Genomic DNA, 16,341 nt, shown 5'->3' with positions numbered 1-16,341 from the left:
GATGACTGCAGCCTTCTTCGTCACTGGTACCGACACCGAGGTCGGCAAGACCACCATTGCCGTCGGCTTGCTGCATGCCGCGCGCATGGCCGGGCTGTCGACTGCCGCCGCCAAACCGGTCGCCTCCGGTTGCAGCAAGACTGCCGCAGGCCTGCGCAACGACGATGCCCTGGCCCTGCTTGGCGAATGCAGCCTGGCGCTGCGCTACGAGGAGGTCAATCCACTGGCCTTTGCCCCGGCTATCGCCCCGCATCTGGCGGCCCGCGAAGCCGGTGTGCGCCTGGATTTGGAGGCCCTGCAGGGGCCGGTGCAGAAGATTCTCGACAAGGGCGCGGATTTCACCGTGGTCGAAGGCGCCGGCGGTTGGCGCGTGCCGCTGGCCGGCCAGGCGGCGCTGTCGGACCTGGCGATCAGCCTGGGTTTGCCGGTGATTCTGGTGGTCGGGGTGCGCCTGGGGTGCATCAATCACGCCGTACTGACCGCCGAGGCGATTGCTCGCGATGGCCTGACCCTGGCCGGTTGGGTGGCCAACGTGGTCGATCCCAAGACGTCACGTCTGGAGGAGAACCTGGCGACCCTCGCCGAGCGCTTGCCGGCGCCTTGCCTTGGGCGGGTGCCGCGCCTGGCCAGCGCGACGCCGGCGGCGGTGGCCGAGTGTCTCGATCTGGCGCTGCTGGAGTTGGTGCTATAAGCAGGCCTTTTGCCATAGCATTTTGCCAGTACGCATCAGGCGGATTATCTGCTTCAATGCAGTGCATTCATGTAGTACACCTGCGGGAGCTGGTTCATGCAAATCTCCGCTAACGCCTTCAGTTCGGGTATCAGCACCATTCAGTCGGGGCAGCGTCGGGTCGATCAGGCTGCCGCCGAAATCGCCGGCAGTGGCATCGCAGGGCCCCAACAGGCGGCGCAAACGGCCGCGCTCAATCAGGTCAACCCGTCAGCAGAAGCGGCCGGGAAAAACCCTGCGGACCTGGCCGAAAGCCTGGTCGCGTTGCGTGTGGGCCAGAACGAGGCACAGGCTGGCGCGCGTGTCGTGCGCACTGCCGATGAAGTGCTGGGCACGCTGATCGACACCAAAGCCTGAGGTCGCTGACGCGACCAGTACTCATGCGCGACGACAAGGAGGTACGCCATGCAAATCGGCGCTGCGCCGACGTATCGTTCACCGGCAGTGCCGCCATCGCCGGCTCGCCTTGTTGTGCCCGCCGCCTCGGCTGAGGTTTCCCCTGACCTGACCCGCGCTGCCCAGGCGCCCGCTACCCCATCGCCCGCCCTGAGCGATGAACAGAGCGCATCTGCCCGCGAAGAAGCGGATCAGCCTGCCGAGCAGGCGACCCAGTCCGCTGGCAAGCGGGACACAGCCGAACCCAGCTCGCAACAACAGCGCATCGAACAGCTGGAAATTGCCGAGCTGGCCAGTCGTGATCGCGAAGTACGTACCCACGAGCAGGCCCACGCGGCGGTTGGTGGTGGCTATGCCGGCGCACCGAGCTTTACCTACACCCGTGGTCCAGATGGCCAGCGCTATGCCGTCGCGGGTGAGGTCAGTATCGACACCGGCGCGGTGGCGAACGACCCGCGAGCGACCCTGAGCAAGATGGGCATCGTCGTGCGTGCGGCCCTGTCGCCGGCCGAGCCCTCCGCTCAGGACCTGCGTGTGGCGGCGCAAGCCCAGGCGCAGATGGTCCAGGCGCGCGTCGATCTGGCCGAGCTGCAGCGCAGCGACGCCGCACAAGGGCAAGCAGAGCGCGTGCAACCGAGCGAGGCGACTGAACCTGCGCAGCAGGGCGGCGATCCCGAGGCGTCACGGCAGTCGTCGCGTTCCTCTGCAACCGATCTCGATCTGTATCGGCGCACCGCCGAGTCGCCGGACTCTGCGCCGCTGATCGACCTGCTTGGCTGATCACCGCCAGCCCATTCGACTTAACCCTGCCCTATTGGGCAAAAGCCTGCAGCCGAACGCCTGGGCTTCCGCGCCGGAACTACGGACATATTTCGCTGCGGACGGCCGACTCCGACAGACGGCTATTCCCGCGATGCTTGACAAGGCTGGACCGTAAACGTATGTTTCAAACACTTGTTTGATTGCTGGGTGGCCAAGATGTCTCCAGGCAATCGGGAGTGATCCCCCAAGCGACCGTCCACTCGGTCACCCAAACACACTAATGAGTCCACCGCAGAGGTTATTCGCTATGCCTGACTACAAGGCCCCCTTGCGTGATATTCGCTTCGTCCGTGACGAACTGCTCGGCTACGAAGCGCATTATCAGAGCCTGCCTGGCTGCCAAGACGCTACCCCGGACATGGTTGACGCCATCCTCGAAGAGGGCGCCAAGTTCTGTGAGCAGGTACTGGCGCCGCTGAATCGTGTGGGTGACACCGAAGGTTGCACCTGGAGCGAGTCCGGCGTTAAAACCCCGACCGGCTTCAAGGAAGCTTACAAGCAGTACGTCGAAGGTGGCTGGCCGAGCCTGGCCCATGACGTCGACCACGGCGGCCAAGGCCTGCCGGAGTCGCTGGGTCTGGTCGTCAGCGAATTGGTCGGTACCGCCAACTGGTCCTGGGGCATGTACCCAGGCCTGTCCCATGGTGCGATGAACACCATTGCCGAGCACGGCACCGACGAGCAGAAGCATGCTTATCTGACCAAGCTGGTTTCCGGCGAGTGGACTGGCACCATGTGCCTGACCGAGCCGCATTGCGGCACCGATCTGGGCATGTTGCGCACTAAGGCCGAACCGCAGGCCGATGGCAGCTACCAGGTTTCCGGCACCAAGATCTTTATCTCCGCTGGCGAACACGACATGGCCGACAACATCGTCCATATCGTGCTGGCCCGCCTGCCCGACGCGCCGCAAGGCACCAAGGGTATCTCGCTGTTCATCGTGCCCAAGTTCCTGCCGAACGCCGAAGGCGCTGCCGGCGAGCGCAATGCCGTGTCCTGTGGCTCGCTCGAGCACAAGATGGGTATCCATGGTAACGCCACCTGTGTAATGAACTTCGACGGCGCAACCGGTTACCTGATCGGCGCGGCGAATAAAGGTCTGAACTGCATGTTCACCTTTATGAATACCGCGCGCCTGGGTACCGCACTGCAAGGCCTGGCGCATGCCGAAATCGGCTTCCAGGGCGGTCTGAAGTACGCTCGCGAGCGTCTGCAGATGCGTTCCCTGACTGGCCCGAAAGCGCCGGAAAAAGCTGCCGACCCGATCATCGTGCACCCCGACGTACGCCGCATGTTGCTGACCATGAAGGCCTTCGCCGAAGGCAATCGCGCCATGGTCTACTTCACCGCCAAGCAGGTCGACATCGTCAAGTACAGCCAGGACGAAGCCGAGAAGAAACAGGCCGACGCCCTGCTGGCCTTCCTCACTCCGATCGCCAAGGCGTTCATGACCGAAGTCGGCTTCGAAGCGGCCAACCACGGCGTGCAGATCTATGGCGGCCACGGCTTTATCGCCGAGTGGGGCATGGAGCAGAACGTGCGCGACAGCCGTATCTCCATGTTGTACGAAGGCACCACTGGCATCCAGGCTCTCGACCTGCTCGGGCGCAAGGTGCTGCAGACTCAAGGCGAGGCGCTGAAAGGCTTCACCAAGATCGTGCACAAGTTCTGCCAGTCCAACGAAGGCAACGAGGAGCTCAAGGCCTTCGTTGAGCCGTTGGCCCAGCTGAACAAGGAGTGGGGTGACCTGACCATGAAGGTCGGCATGGCGGCGATGAAGGATCGCGAAGAAGTCGGCGCTGCGTCGGTGGACTACCTGATGTACTCCGGTTACGTCTGCCTGGCCTACTTCTGGGCCGATATGGCGCGCCTGGCCGCCGAGAAGATCGCTGCTGGTGCTGCCGACGAAGCCTTCTACAAGGCCAAGCTGCAGACCGCGCGCTTCTACTTCGCGCGCATCCTGCCGCGTACCCGCACCCACGTGGTTACCATGTTGTCCGGCGCCGGCAACCTGATGGACATGCACGAAGACGACTTCGCGCTGGGCTACTAAGCCCTCCCGCGATTTCGCCTGAAAAAGCCGCTACCTCTCGGGGTAGCGGCTTTTCTATTTCCGATCAGTTACCAACCACGGCCGCGGCTCCATTGGCGTAGGCATGACCAGCGTTGTCTGGCGACAGTCTCAAACAGCTCCGCCAGCAATGCTCTGTCCCTGTTACTTGTTGCACGTAATTTTTGTCGGGTGGGTTAGTGGCGCTGCAGGATTTGCGCAGTAACTGCGGTAGTGGTGCGCCACGTAACCCGCCAAGCGCTAATGGGTCTGTCTCTGCTCAGGCCTGGCCCCGGCTTCGCGAGGAGGCTGGCATCTCTTGGCCGTGCACCAGCCATTTATGACGACGCATTCAGCGGGCGTACGGTTGTTGTGAGTCAGCCCGCTTCGGCGGTAGCGTGGGGGTATTGACCCGCGCCTTGCGCGCCTGCCTGACGGAGAACAACCATGCCCGAGTACAAGGCCCCCCTACGCGACATGCGCTTCTTGATCGACGATGTCTTCGACTTCCACACCAGCTACGCCGCACTCGGCGCCAGCGAGGCGACGCCGGACATGGTCGGTGCAATCCTCGAAGAAGGTGCCAAGTTCTGCGAGCAGGTGCTGGCGCCGTTGAACCGTTCCGGCGACGAAGAAGAGTGTCAGTTCGATAACGGTGTGGTGACCACGCCCAAAGGCTTCAAGGAAGCTTTCGCCCAGTATGCCGAAGGTGGCTGGATGGGCTTGGCCGCCGACCCGGCCTACGGTGGCCAGGGGTTGCCGCATTCGCTGGGTTTGCTCAACAGCGAAATGGTCGGCGCCAGCAACACCTCGTGGGGCATGTATCCGGGTCTGACCCATGGCGCTATGTCGGCGATCCATGCCCACGGCACGGAAGAGCAGAAGCAAACCTACCTGACCCGCATGACCGAGGGGCTCTGGACCGGCACCATGTGCCTGACCGAAGCGCATTGCGGCACCGACCTGGGCATCATCAAGACCCGCGCCGTGCCCCAGGCCGACGGTAGCTATGCGATCAGCGGCAGCAAGATCTTCATCTCTGCCGGCGAGCACGACATGAGCGAGAATATCGTGCACTTGGTGCTGGCCAAGCTGCCCGACGCGCCCGCCGGAACCAAGGGTATCTCACTGTTTATCGTGCCCAAGTTCCTCCCCGACACCGCCGGCCAGGCCGGTGAGCGCAACGGGGTCAGCTGCGGCTCGATCGAACACAAGATGGGGATCAAGGCCTCGGCCACCTGCGTGATCAATTTCGACAGCGCCCACGGGTTTCTGATTGGCGAGGCCAATAAAGGCCTCAACTGCATGTTCACCATGATGAACCACGCACGCTTGGGCACCGGCATGCAGGGGCTGTGCCTCGGCGAAGCGAGCTACCAGGGCGCGCTCAAATACGCCAACGAGCGCCTGCAGATGCGTGCCCTGACCGGGCCGAAGGCGCCGGATAAGCCGGCCGATCCGATCATCGTGCACCCCGATGTGCGGCGCATGTTGTTGACCATGAAGGCGCTCAACGAAGGCAACCGTGCCCTGGCTTACTTCACCGCGCAGCTACTGGATGTCGCGCACCTCAGTGAAAACATCCAGCAGCGCGAGGAGGCGGAAAACCTGCTGGCCTTGCTCACCCCGATCTGCAAGGCCTTCATGACCGACACCGGGCTGGAGGTGACCAACCACGGCATGCAGATCTTCGGCGGCCATGGCTATATCCGCGAGTGGGGCATGGAACAGCTGGTTCGTGATTGCCGCATCGCGCCGATCTATGAAGGCACCAACGGTATTCAGGCCCTCGATCTGCTCGGGCGCAAGGTGCTCGGCAGCCAGGGCAAGCTGCTGCGCGGCTTCACCAAGATCGTGCACAAGTTGTGCGTGGCGCAGGCCGAGCATCCGCAGCTCAAGGGCTACGTGGCGCAGCTGGCGACGCTGAACACCCAGTGGGGCGAGCTGACCCAGAAGATCGGTCTGGCGGCGATGAAGAATCCTGACGAGGTCGGCGCCGCTTCGGTGGATTACCTGATGTACTCCGGCTACGTGATCCTGGCCTACTTCTGGTTGCGCATGGCGCTGGTGGCCCAGGAGAAGCTCGACGCGGGTGCCGGCGATGCGGCCTTCTACCAGGCCAAGCTGGCCACCTGCGCGTTCTACTTCAAGCGCCTGCTGCCGCGTACGGCCGCCCACCTGGCTGCGGCCGAGGCCGGCAGCGAGTGCATGATGAGTCTGCCAGCCGAGCATTTCGCGCTCTGAGCGATGCTTGAAACGAACCAAAGCCCGCCTGTTGGCGGGCTTTGGTTATCTGCGATTTGGCAAGCAGCCTGAGACTGTTCGGTCATAACACGACCCTATGTGTCTGAAATGTTGCTCGGTTAAACTCCCAGGCCTGCTTTAACCCTGTTGCTCCGTTCGAGGATTTTCCATGGCTGACTACAAAGCTCCCCTGCGCGACATGCGCTTCGTGCTCAACGAAGTGTTCGAGGTGTCCAAGCTGTGGGCCCAATTACCTGCCCTGGCCGACGTGGTGGATGAAGACACTGCCAGCGCCATTCTCGAAGAAGCCGGCAAGGTCACCGCGGGCATCATTGCCCCGCTCAATCGCAGCGGCGATGAGGAAGGCTGCACCTGGAACGATGGCGCGGTGAAGACGCCGGCCGGCTTTCCCGAAGCCTACAACGCCTACGCCGAAGGCGGTTGGGTAGGGGTCGGCGGCGACCCGCTGTTCGGTGGCATGGGCATGCCCAAGGTGATCTCCGCGCAAGTCGAGGAGATGGTCAACTCGGCCAACCTGTCATTCGGCCTCTATCCGATGCTCACCGCCGGCGCCTGCCTGTCGATCAACGCCCACGCCAGCGAAGAGCTGAAAGAGCAGTACCTGCCAAACATGTACGCCGGCATCTGGGCCGGCTCGATGTGCCTGACCGAGTCGCACGCCGGCACCGACCTGGGCATCATCCGCACCAAGGCCGAGCCGCAAGCCGATGGCAGCTACAAGATCAGCGGCACCAAGATCTTCATCACCGGGGGCGAGCACGACCTGAGCGAGAACATCATTCACCTGGTGCTGGCCAAGCTGCCGGATGCACCGGCCGGGCCGAAAGGCATCTCGCTGTTTCTGGTGCCCAAGTTCATGGTGGGCGCCGATGGCTCGCTGGGCGAGCACAACGCGCTGTCCTGCGGCTCGATCGAGCACAAGATGGGCATCAAGGCCTCCAGCACCTGCGTGATGAATTTCGATGGCGCCACCGGCTGGATCGTCGACGCGCCTAATCGCGGTCTGGCCGCGATGTTCACCATGATGAACTACGAGCGTCTGGGCGTCGGCATCCAGGGCCTGGCCACCGGCGAGCGTTCCTACCAGAGCGCCATCGACTACGCCCGTGAGCGCATTCAGAGCCGCGCGCCGACCGGCCCGGTCGCCAAGGACAAGGTCGCCGATCCGATCATCGTCCATCCCGACGTCCGCCGCATGCTGCTGACCATGAAGGCGTTGAACGAGGGCGGTCGCGCCTTCTCCAGCTACGTCGCCATGCAGCTCGATACCGCCAAGTTCAGCGAGGACCCAGTCGTGCGCAAGCGCGCCGAAGAACTGGTCGCCCTGCTGACCCCGGTGGCCAAGGCCTTCCTCACCGACATGGGCCTGGAAACCACTCTCCACGGCCAGCAGGTGTTCGGCGGTCATGGCTTCATTCGCGAGTGGGGCCAGGAGCAGCTGGTGCGCGATTGCCGCATCACCCAGATCTACGAAGGCACCAACGGCATCCAAGCCCTCGACCTGGTCGGGCGCAAGGTGATCGGTAGCGGCGGGGCGTTCTACCAACACTTCGCTGATGAGATCAAGGCCTTCACCGATTCGGCCGATGTTTCGCTCGCCGAGTTCACCGAGCCGCTGAAAGCTGCCATCGGCAATCTGGAGCAGATGACCGTCGATCTGCTGGCGCGGGCCAAGGCCAACCCCAACGAAATCGGCGCCGCCTCGGTCGAGTACCTGCAGGTGTTCGGCTACACCGCCTATGCCTACATGTGGGCACTGATGGCCAGGACGGCGTTGGGCAAGGAAGGTCAGGACGACTTCTACGCCAGCAAGCTGGGTACCGCACGCTTCTACTTCGCGCGCATCCTGCCGCGCATCCACTCGCTGACCGCCTCGGTCAAGGCCGGCAGCGCAAGCCTCTATCTGCTGGATGCGGCGCAGTTCTAAGCCACACCCTGCAACGCAAAAGCCCCGGTCATGTACCGGGGCTTTTTTACATCTACTGGCGATGGGCTAGTGGTTGGCTTCAGTCTTCAGCGGCGGGATGTCGAGCGTTTCGGTTGGCGTCGAGCCATTGGCCTGCGGGCGTTCGCGCTTCCATTGCAGGGCAATCAGAACCAGGGTCGGGATCCCCAGCAGGGCGGTGATCAGGAAGAACTCGGCATAGCCGAGTTTCTCCACCAGCACGCCGGAATAGCCACCGATCAGTCGCGGCAACAGCAGCATGATCGAGCTGAGTAGGGCGTATTGGGTGGCCGAGAACTGCAGGTTGGTCAGGCTCGACAGGTAGGCGACGAACGCCGCCGTGGCCAGGCCAGCGCTGAAGTTGTCGGCGGAGATGGTGACGATCAACATCTGCAGGTCGGCGCCCATGCCGGCGAGCATGAGGAACAGCAGGTTGGTCGCCGCCGATGCTATGCCGCCGATGAACAGGATCGGCAGGATGCCGAAGCGCACGATCAGCAAGCCGCCAAAACCGGCGCCGAGCAGGGTCATGACCAGGCCGAACAGCTTGCTGACGCTGGCGATCTGATCCTTGGTAAAGCCCTGGTCGATGTAGAACACGTTGGCCATCACGCCCATCACGGTATCCGACATGCGGTAGGTCGCGATCAGCCCGAGCAGCAGCAAGGCCTGCCAGCGGTAACGCACGATGAAGTCGTTGATCGGGGTCAGTACCGGTGCCAGGCCGCGGCGGCCCATGCTCGACAGGCACAGCGTGGTGAGGATGGTGTAGAGCAAGGCGCGCAGAAAGGCGCGATCTTCGAGGAGCAGGCCGAACAGGCTGATTTCGCCCCGTACCAGGCTGGCGAAGTCGGTGTAATAAAACTGGGTGAACATCGCCGGCATCGAGACCAGCAGCACGATCAACACCAGCACCGAGGCGATCTGGTGGCTGAAACCATAGCGCGCCGCGGCCAACTGGGTTTGCAGCGGTACCGCCGGTTCGCGCATCCACAGGCTGGTGAGCAGGCCCGGCAACATCAGCAGGGCAAACACCAGGTAGGTGCCGGACCAGGCGCTGTGCTGGTAAAGCTGTACGGTAGAACCGAAACCTTCGGCGAAGTACAGCGCACCGGCGGTGGCCAGCAGCGCGGCGACCCGGTAGCCGGCCATGTAGCTGGCGGCCAGGGCCGCCTGGCGGGTGTCCTCGACGATCTCCAGGCGGTAGGCATCGATGGCGATGTCCTGGGTGGCTGAGGCGAAGGCCACCAGCACCGCCAGGGAAATTAGCCAGGTCAGATTGGTCTGCGGGTCACACAACGCCATGCCAGCCAGGCCGATGGCAATCAGCACCTGGGCCAGTACCAGCCAGGAGCGGCGCCGGCCGAGCCTGCCGAGCAGCGGCAGGCGCCACTGGTCGAGCAGTGGCGACCAGACCCATTTGAAGGCGTAGGCCAGGCCGATCAGGCTGGCAAAACCGATGGTTTCACGTGCCACGCCAGCTTCGCGCAACCACACCGACAGCGTGGAGAACACCAGCATATAGGGCAGGCCGGCGGCGAACCCGAGGAGCAACAGCACCAGCGTGGAGGGGCTGGAATAGGCGGCGATGGCTTCGCGCCAACTTTTACGGGGCATTGAGCGGGTATCTGTCTGCGGAGAGAGAGTGGGTTCAGGGCGCACTCTAACCGCTGTGCTCCATTGGGCGCCAGCCGTGCCGTCGGATATCCACGCGATCATTGATGACCAGCACGCCTTCGGCACGCAAGCGCTGCCGTTGCTCCGCGCCGGAAGCACTGCCCGCCGGCAGGCTCAGGCGACCGCTGGCGGCGATCACCCGATGCCAGGGCAGCGTCGTACCCTGCGGCAGCTGGCTGAGACTGCGTCCTACCCAGCGGGCGGCGCGGCCAAGGCCGGCCAGCTCAGCCAATTGCCCATAGCTGACCACCTTGCCCGCCGGAACCTGCGCGAGCGTCATATACAGCGCCTCGCGTCGTCCTTCCGGGCTTGCCGCTGACCGGGGCGAAGCGGCTTGCGTGGCGGCTTCATCCTGAGCTGGCGGTGGTCGATTGATCATGCGGCTGCGCACCCTGCGGTTATCTGCGTTGGTAGGTTGGGCCAGGCCAGTGGTGGCGGACAGGGTCGCGCTGAATAATGGCGACCGCCTGAGCAGGCGACATCCTGCTGCTCGCCAGCGGCAAGCGGGCGCTGAAAACCCGCTATGCCGGCCAGGTGCCGATCGCCTGCAAGGATATCGATACCTGGCGATCGGGCAAACCCCTGTCGCTGCGCCGCCAGGGATTGGGCTGCGGGCACTGCAACCAACCGCCGGCCCCGCCTGTTGCTGCCGTACGAGCTGGCGCAAATGGGTGGCCTGGGGCGTACCTCCTCCGAGCGCCATTATCTGCTGGGCTCGGGGCCGGCTGCTCGGCTCGTGCCAGCATGGCGCCGGTCGCCTGGCTTGAACTCCGATTAATTCCGACGGTCAGTGCTTGTTCAGAGGTCGGGCTTGCGCATAATGCCTGGCGTTTATTCAATCAGAGTTTTTCAAGCATTCTTATGATTTTCAGAACCCTGCTGTGCCTGACCCTTTCGGCCGCTACCAGTCCTCTGCTGGCCGATACCGTGTGGTTGAAAAACGGCGATCGGCTGAGCGGTACGATCAAATTCTTTGAAGGGAAAAAACTGCTCCTGGAAACCGAGTACGGTGGCTCGATCGCGCTGGATTGGAAGAAAATCGCCACCCTCGAAAGCGACCAGGAGCTGCTGATCAAGGAAGGCAAACTTACCGGTGAGCGGGCCAAAGCTTTGCTGGCTGCCGAGCAGGGCAAAGTCACCCTGGCCAATGGCGAAGGACCGAGAACTATCGAGTTGGCGAGTATCGAGCGGATCATGAAGCCCAAGCCACTGATCGAGGATTTGACCTGGAAGGGCAATATCGACGCGGCGCTGGACTACAAGCGCGCCGAAACTGATACCGATGACTATGATGTCGACCTGAAAACTCAGATGCGCCATGGCCTCTGGCGGCACAATGCCACGGCCGAGTACAACCGTGAGTTCCAGGACGGCGTAGTGGCCACGGATAACTGGGGCGCCGAATATGCCCTCGACCGTTTCCTTGATGAACAATGGTTCTGGGAGGGGCGTGTCGAATACGAGCGCGATCTGATCGAAGAACTGCGGCGCCAGCGCACGGTAGGTACTGGTCCGGGTTACCAGTTCTGGGATAACGAATTGGGCGCCTTCTCCGTCGTCGGCTTGATGAACCGCACCGACTATCTGTATGCCAACGGCGAGAAGGATAGCTTCTATGCCGTGAGCACGAAGTGGGACTACAACCGTTATCTGGTTGGCAAGAGCGTCGAGCTGTTCAGCACCGGTGAGGTCGGCAAGCCGCTGGCTAATGTCGCCGAATACGCCCTGGAAGCCGAGGTGGGACTGCGCTACAAGGTCACCGACTGGGCTTCGCTGAACATGAAGGCCGAGAAAGATATAGTCAGTGGTTCGGAAGGCGATATAGACGAAACCCACTACAGTCTCGGCTTTGGTGTCGGCTGGTAAGCCATTTCGCAGCCAGTCAGCTGTAGTTTGCATCGCTCTGGCCATATGCCGCAATGCCGTTCACTTGAGTCAAGTGAGCGGCATTTTTCTTGGCATGCAAAGGCATAAATCGATACCCAGCGGAGCGATCCGAACCGGTCCGCAACCACCAGGTAGGCGGTTAGTCGAGCATGTCGGTGAAGCGGTCATCCTGCTTGAACACCAGCGGCTGAGCGAAGCCCGGCACCTTGATCTGTTCGGTGCCCAGCTCGATGGCCTTGTCGTCGATCAGGTCGCGGCCGAAGTTGTAGATGATTTCCAGTTGTCCCCGCATGGCCTGTTCGTCGTAGGCGCGGGCGGCGGCGCGGGTCTGTTCGCGGCGTGCGCAATAGGCGGCGAAGGCCTCGGTGCCGTGACGCTTGCGCAGCATCTTGTCGACCACATGGGGGGCCAGCACCACGGCGCTGGCGTTGTTGCCGCCGAAGCCCTTGGAGTTGATGAAGCACACATCGAGTTGCTGCGGCTCGCGTTGGCGATCCGTGGTGGCGAAACTCAGGTGCTCTTGGTGGACGTCGTCGGCGACCGAGTCGATGGTCTTGATTCCGGGGATGACGCCGTACTTGAAGCTGCCCAGGGCGGAGATCACCTGATCGCCGCTGGCGGTGGCCAGGGAGTGGCCGACGAAGGCCTTGACTGCGGTCACCGGCCATTGCTCGATGGCGAAGGTGGCGGCGATGCGATCCAGCAGTTCGGATTCGGTGGTACGGTTGGCCGGGGTGCTGGAGCCGTGGGCGTGGACGAAGCTGCGTTGGCGCACGGCATCGAGGCCGAGCAGTTGCACGGCGCTGGCCACGGCCTTGGCCATGGTCAGGTAATTACCGGGGCCGGGGGCGGAGATGGATTTCTTGAAGCCATCGGCGTTGACGAATACATCCGGCACCGCGCCGTGGATGTCAGCGCCTAGCTCCAGGGCCAGTTCGTCGTCCATCAGCACCACGAACTGGCAGGCCTCGGCCAGGGTGAAGCCGCAGTTGTCGCCGAACGGGCGGCTGGCGCGGCGGAAGTTCACCTGTTGCTGGCCTTCGATCTGGCGCAGGCCCTCTTCGGTGGCCAGCGCGCCCATGGCGCCGTAACCCTCGATGCACTCCTGATTGACCGGTGCTTCGCTGCTGCCGACGATCACCACCCGGGCCTTGCCCGTGGTGATCTGCTCGATGCCCTTCTGCAGGTTGTAGAGGAAGGTGGCGCAGGCGCCGGTGATGCTGCCGGTACTGCCGACACTGCCGAGCACGTAGGCGTTGATGAAGTCAGCCGGCATGCTGTTAAGGCCCAGGGCCAGCTGCTTGGCGGTGACCCGGCCGCCCTTGAGGCGCGATTGCATCATGCCGCCGAAGCCGTTTTCGTCGAGCTGGCTCATGATGCAGCTGGCGAACACCGCGACTTCGTCCGGTTGTACCCGATCGACGATCGACTGCCAGGGCAGGCCGGTCGAGCGCAGGGCGTCGGTCACCCCGACGATGGCCATGCTCAGACCGCGCGGGTGGAAGCGTGAGTTGTAGTGTTCGCTCGGCTCGAAACCGCTGGGCAACTGACCGGCGGATTTCACCGGCAGGGCGCGGTAGCTGTCGACCTTGAAGTCGCAGTTGTCGTGCAGGGTGACGCGCACCTCGGTGGCGTTAAGCTCCTCCACCGACCAGTTGGCCGGCAGTGGCTCGGGCAGTTGCTTGCGGTTGCTAATGAAGCTCAGCGGGGTGCCGGACGCGCCACTGACGCTGATGTTTTTCTGCCAGTGGGCGGCGTCGACATCCAGGTGCTGCTTTTCGATACGCCGTACCAGGGTCGAGGCGAGAATCTGTTCGGCAAAACGGCTGTCGATCTCCGCCAGGCTCAACGCCGTGCCGTCGATGGTCTGGTAGCTGCCGTCGAGTACCTGCAGCAGTTTCATCATCACGGCCAAGCCGGCGAGGGTTTCCTGACGTGCGCGCAGGTCCATCGACTCGATCACGGTGCGGCGGAAGCCGTGGTGAAAGGAACTGCGGCCGGCTGCGTTATAACCACCAAAACCAACAATCACGGGTAAGCGAGACTTCACGCGGGAAACTCCTTCAAATAAATACGCCGGACAAGCTCAGATGAAGCGATACCTGCTTGTCGCTCGCCCAGGAACCCGTAAACACGGGGACATACAATGGGGGCGAGCAGTGGCTCGACTGTTTGGGTGCTTATGCTGACGTGATTTATGACTTGTGAGTCACTGCTTCGACCAAGGTAGCGCTTCGGCAAAACCATACTCCTGCTAAGGTTTCTCCAGTCCAAGGTCTCGCTGGAGAACAATAATGCACAGCCTCAACCCCTACGAATATGGCATGCCGCGCGAAGCGGCGAATTTTCAGGCGCTCAGTCCCTTGAGTTTTCTCGAGCGCGCGGCGAGTGTCTACCCGCAGCGAACGGCGCTGATCAACGGTAGCCTGCGGCAGACCTGGGGCGAGACTTACAGCCGCTGCATTCGCCTGGCTTCGGCCCTGGCCCAGCGTGGCATTGGCCTGGGCGATACGGTGGCGGTGATCGCGCCGAACGGCCCGGCGATGTTCGAGGCGCACTTCGGCGTACCCATGTGCGGCGCCGTGCTGAATGCCATCAATACCCGTCTGGATGCCGAAGCCATCGCCTTCATCCTGCAGCATGGCGAAGCCAAGGTGCTGTTGGTCGACAAGGAATTCGGCGAACTGGTGCAGCGCGCCACCAGCCACCTGCCCAACCGTCCGCTGATCATCGGCATCGACGACCCGGAGTATCAGGACGGCCAGTTGATTGGCCAGTTCGACTACGAGGCGCTGTTGGCCGAAGGCGACGCCGACTATGCCTGGCAGATGCCCGCCGACGAATGGCAGGCGATCTCGCTCAGCTACACCTCCGGCACCACGGGCAACCCCAAGGGCGTGGTCTACCACCACCGCGGCGCGCACCTGAATGCCTTGTCCAACGCCATGTGCTGGGACATGAGCCGCTTCCCGGTGTACCTGTGGACGCTGCCGATGTTCCACTGCAACGGCTGGTGTTTCCCCTGGGCGCTGGCGGCCTATGTCGGGGTCAATGTGTGCCTGCGCCATGTGCGCGCCGAGGCGATTTACCCGGCGATTGCCGAGCATGGCGTCGACCACTTCTGTGGCGCACCGATCGTGCTGAACATGCTGGCCAATGCCGCCGATGAGCTGAAGGCGCTGAAGACCCGCCCGGTCAAGGTGCTGACTGCCGGCGCCGCGCCACCTGCGGCGGTGATCGAGGCCATGGAAGCCATGGCGTTTCGCGTCACCCACGTCTATGGCCTGACCGAAACCTATGGCCCCAGCGTGGCCTGCGAATGGAAGGAGGAGTGGGACAGCGAAACCCCCGAGCAGCAAGCGCGCCTGAAATCCCGCCAGGGCGTGCGGGCGCCATTGCTCGACGGCCTGATGGTGGCCGACCCGGACACCCTGCAGCCGGTGCCCAAGGACGGCCAGAGCATCGGCGAGATCATGATGCGCGGCAATGTGGTGATGAAGGGCTACCTGAAGAACCCCACGGCCACCGCCGAAGCCTTCGCCGGCGGCTGGTTCCACTCCGGCGACCTGGCGGTGTGGCACGCCGACGGTTATGTGGAGATCAAGGACCGCTCCAAGGACATCATCATCTCCGGCGGCGAGAACATCTCCTCGATCGAGGTGGAGGACGTGCTCTACCGTCATCCGCAGATCCTCGAAGCGGCGGTGGTGGCCATGCCCAGCGACAAGTGGGGCGAAACCCCCTGCGCCTTCGTCACCGCCAAGCCGGGAGTCGAACTGACGGAGGCCGAAGTGATTGCCTTCTGCCAACAGCGCATGGCGCGCTTCAAGGTGCCCGGTTGCGTGGTCTTCACCGCGCTGCCAAAAACTGCCACCGGCAAGGTGCAGAAGTTCGTCCTGCGCGAGCAGGCCAGGGCGATGGCGGCGGGCGGGCAGGCGGCGACCTAGGAGCCTGGTGTGCGTACTCGCCTGTGGGCTAAGCGGCGCCGCTGCTGCGAATCAACAGGTGATGGTTGCTGTGCGCGGCAGTGTGGTCGATGGGCGAGCGTGCTGCGCCGTTAGCGCTAGGTCTTCGGGTTGCTGCGCGCTGGCGCGACGGGGCCGATCATCATCGACGTATGGCTGCAACGCGAGGCTCGGCATGGGCGCGCTATCGCCCCGTTGGTGCCGCCCCGGGCCTGGCGCGCAACAAGCACGGGCAGTTACAGCAAGTGCTCTGGCTTGACCGCCTCACCGGAATGGAGGTCGAGGCGCTGGCGGATGTCTTCGAACATGGCGTCGTATTTATGGTGCATTGAGATGATATTCGCCGTTTTCGGCAGGCCGTGTTTCTGCGCGAGGTGAAAACAGTTGCTGGCAAAGTTGCAGGCCATGTCCCTGGGCAGTTCGAATTCTTCCGTGAAGGCTGCGCCGTTGATTTCACCGTGCATGCTGAAGTGCATGGCCGTGCCCGTCGCAGGATCATTGACCACCTGATACTCGACGTTGATGTCGTAGCCAAAGTCGTTGGGCTGCAAGGGCGCACGGATGATATGCAGATGGCCGGGTTCGCTCATGGCGAGGCTCCTGT

At 63.1% G+C, this 16,341-nt stretch carries 12 protein-coding genes; 8 read left to right on the top strand and 4 right to left on the bottom strand.

Features of this window, described 5'->3' with window-relative positions; all coding sequences use genetic code 11:
• Position 1: 1 nt before the first annotated feature.
• From bioD to VCJ09_RS22065, 6 genes are all read left to right on the top strand, one after another.
• Entirely contained in the window at positions 2-691 is a 690-nt protein-coding gene (gene bioD / locus VCJ09_RS22090) for a dethiobiotin synthase (RefSeq protein ID WP_324732161.1), read from the top strand.
• Between the two features lie 96 nt (positions 692-787).
• Positions 788-1,087: a hypothetical protein gene (locus VCJ09_RS22085; protein ID WP_324732160.1), complete on the top strand. Its 300-nt coding sequence runs from the start codon at positions 788-790 to the stop codon at positions 1,085-1,087.
• Positions 1,088-1,135: 48 nt separating this feature from the next.
• On the top strand, positions 1,136-1,906 hold the full coding sequence (locus VCJ09_RS22080; protein WP_324732159.1) for a putative metalloprotease CJM1_0395 family protein: 771 nt from the start codon (positions 1,136-1,138) through the stop codon (positions 1,904-1,906).
• 289 nt (positions 1,907-2,195) lie between these two features.
• Complete coding sequence (locus tag VCJ09_RS22075; protein WP_324732158.1) at positions 2,196-4,001, top strand: phenylacyl-CoA dehydrogenase; 1,806 nt, start codon at positions 2,196-2,198, stop codon at positions 3,999-4,001.
• A 444-nt stretch (positions 4,002-4,445) separates the two neighbouring features.
• Positions 4,446-6,242 carry an acyl-CoA dehydrogenase C-terminal domain-containing protein gene (locus VCJ09_RS22070; protein ID WP_324732157.1) on the top strand — a complete coding sequence of 599 codons (1,797 nt, stop codon included), beginning with the start codon at positions 4,446-4,448 and terminating at the stop codon, positions 6,240-6,242.
• A gap of 169 nt (positions 6,243-6,411) precedes the next feature.
• The gene (locus VCJ09_RS22065) at positions 6,412-8,190 is read left to right on the top strand and encodes an acyl-CoA dehydrogenase C-terminal domain-containing protein (protein WP_324732156.1); all 1,779 of its coding nucleotides are present in this window, start codon (positions 6,412-6,414) and stop codon (positions 8,188-8,190) included.
• Between the two features lie 66 nt (positions 8,191-8,256).
• On the opposite strand, the gene VCJ09_RS22060 is transcribed toward VCJ09_RS22065, so the two are convergent.
• Positions 8,257-9,825 carry an AmpG family muropeptide MFS transporter gene (locus tag VCJ09_RS22060; protein WP_324732155.1) on the bottom strand — a complete coding sequence of 523 codons (1,569 nt, stop codon included), beginning with the start codon at positions 9,823-9,825 and terminating at the stop codon, positions 8,257-8,259.
• Positions 9,826-9,871: 46 nt separating this feature from the next.
• On the bottom strand, positions 9,872-10,165 hold the full coding sequence (locus tag VCJ09_RS22055) for an MGMT family protein (protein WP_324732153.1): 294 nt from the start codon (positions 10,163-10,165) through the stop codon (positions 9,872-9,874).
• Between the two features lie 581 nt (positions 10,166-10,746).
• On the opposite strand from VCJ09_RS22055, the gene VCJ09_RS22050 reads away from it, so the two are divergent.
• Positions 10,747-11,751 carry a DUF481 domain-containing protein gene (locus tag VCJ09_RS22050; RefSeq protein ID WP_324732151.1) on the top strand — a complete coding sequence of 335 codons (1,005 nt, stop codon included), beginning with the start codon at positions 10,747-10,749 and terminating at the stop codon, positions 11,749-11,751.
• A gap of 160 nt (positions 11,752-11,911) precedes the next feature.
• On the opposite strand, the gene VCJ09_RS22045 is transcribed toward VCJ09_RS22050, so the two are convergent.
• Positions 11,912-13,822: a beta-ketoacyl synthase gene (locus tag VCJ09_RS22045; protein WP_324732150.1), complete on the bottom strand. Its 1,911-nt coding sequence runs from the start codon at positions 13,820-13,822 to the stop codon at positions 11,912-11,914.
• Between the two features lie 244 nt (positions 13,823-14,066).
• Here VCJ09_RS22045 and VCJ09_RS22040 point away from each other — a divergent pair, with 244 nt between their 5' ends.
• Positions 14,067-15,719, top strand: a complete 1,653-nt coding sequence (locus tag VCJ09_RS22040) for an acyl-CoA synthetase (RefSeq protein WP_324732149.1) — start codon at positions 14,067-14,069, stop codon at positions 15,717-15,719.
• Positions 15,720-15,973: 254 nt separating this feature from the next.
• Here VCJ09_RS22040 and VCJ09_RS22035 read toward each other — a convergent pair whose 3' ends face one another.
• Positions 15,974-16,327 (bottom strand): DUF5064 family protein, encoded by a 354-nt coding sequence (locus tag VCJ09_RS22035; RefSeq protein ID WP_324732148.1) that lies wholly within the window; start codon positions 16,325-16,327, stop codon positions 15,974-15,976.
• Between the last annotated feature and the right edge of the window lie 14 nt (positions 16,328-16,341).

The organism is Pseudomonas paeninsulae (assembly GCF_035621475.1).
In the GTDB taxonomy this organism is placed as follows: Bacteria; Pseudomonadota; Gammaproteobacteria; order Pseudomonadales; family Pseudomonadaceae; genus Aquipseudomonas; species Aquipseudomonas paeninsulae.
Note: the sequence above shows the minus strand (reverse complement) of the source record. Positions and strands in the feature narration are given on the sequence as shown.

Excerpts from the sequence above, each read along its gene's own strand:
- VCJ09_RS22065 (WP_324732156.1), top strand. The coding sequence starts at position 6,412 with ATGGCTGACTACAAAGCTCCCCTGCGCGACATGCGCTTCGTGCTCAAC.
- VCJ09_RS22055 (WP_324732153.1), bottom strand. The coding sequence starts at position 10,165 with ATGACGCTCGCGCAGGTTCCGGCGGGCAAGGTGGTCAGCTATGGGCAA.
- VCJ09_RS22085 (WP_324732160.1), top strand. The coding sequence starts at position 788 with ATGCAAATCTCCGCTAACGCCTTCAGTTCGGGTATCAGCACCATTCAG.
- VCJ09_RS22035 (WP_324732148.1), bottom strand. The coding sequence starts at position 16,327 with ATGAGCGAACCCGGCCATCTGCATATCATCCGTGCGCCCTTGCAGCCC.
- VCJ09_RS22060 (WP_324732155.1), bottom strand. The coding sequence starts at position 9,825 with ATGCCCCGTAAAAGTTGGCGCGAAGCCATCGCCGCCTATTCCAGCCCC.
- VCJ09_RS22040 (WP_324732149.1), top strand. The coding sequence starts at position 14,067 with ATGCACAGCCTCAACCCCTACGAATATGGCATGCCGCGCGAAGCGGCG.
- bioD (WP_324732161.1), top strand. The coding sequence starts at position 2 with ATGACTGCAGCCTTCTTCGTCACTGGTACCGACACCGAGGTCGGCAAG.
- VCJ09_RS22080 (WP_324732159.1), top strand. The coding sequence starts at position 1,136 with ATGCAAATCGGCGCTGCGCCGACGTATCGTTCACCGGCAGTGCCGCCA.
- VCJ09_RS22050 (WP_324732151.1), top strand. The coding sequence starts at position 10,747 with ATGATTTTCAGAACCCTGCTGTGCCTGACCCTTTCGGCCGCTACCAGT.
- VCJ09_RS22070 (WP_324732157.1), top strand. The coding sequence starts at position 4,446 with ATGCCCGAGTACAAGGCCCCCCTACGCGACATGCGCTTCTTGATCGAC.
- VCJ09_RS22075 (WP_324732158.1), top strand. The coding sequence starts at position 2,196 with ATGCCTGACTACAAGGCCCCCTTGCGTGATATTCGCTTCGTCCGTGAC.